The organism is Azospirillum griseum, assembly GCF_003966125.1.
In the GTDB taxonomy this organism is placed as follows: domain Bacteria; phylum Pseudomonadota; class Alphaproteobacteria; order Azospirillales; family Azospirillaceae; genus Azospirillum; species Azospirillum griseum.
This window is the reverse complement of sequence record NZ_RXMA01000083.1, coordinates 1,664-2,122: the sequence shown is the minus strand read 5'-3', so window position 1 is coordinate 2,122 and position 459 is coordinate 1,664. Positions and strand designations below refer to the sequence as shown.

Sequence of the window (459 nt, the reverse complement as noted above, 5' to 3'; positions counted from 1 at the left end):
GGGGATAACCGGTTCTTTGCGTCGGGCCATTCAGGGTCTCCTTCTGCTTCAGGATAACCCCGCCAAGCACGAAATTCCGGATAGTCCCCACCTGGTCGGCTTCACGGGCTGGCTGCAGGCCGATGCGTTCGCCGGTTACAACCGGCTGTATGAACCAGACCGCAAGCCGGGGCCGATCCGCGACGTGCTGTGCTGGGCGCATGCCCGGCGCGGCTTCTTCAAGCTGGCCGACATCGCCGCGAACACCAGACGCGGCAAGGACGCCCCGCCGATCTCACCGTTGGCGCTGGAGGCCGCGACGCGCATCGGCGCCCTCTTCGATCTCGAGCGCGCGTTGAACGGCAAGCCGGCGGCCGTGCTCCTGGCGGCCCGCCAGGAGCACGGCGTCGCCCTGGTCGCCGCGCTGGAGAACTGGATGCGGACGGAGCGCGCCCGGCTCTCCCGCCATGGCCCCCGTGC

General features: G+C 69.5%; 1 pseudogene. It reads left to right on the top strand.

Going from position 1 to position 459, the window contains the following annotated elements:
* Positions 1-76 precede the first annotated feature (76 nt).
* Positions 77-459: pseudogene (locus EJ903_RS26175) on the top strand (IS66 family transposase); the annotation flags it as partial.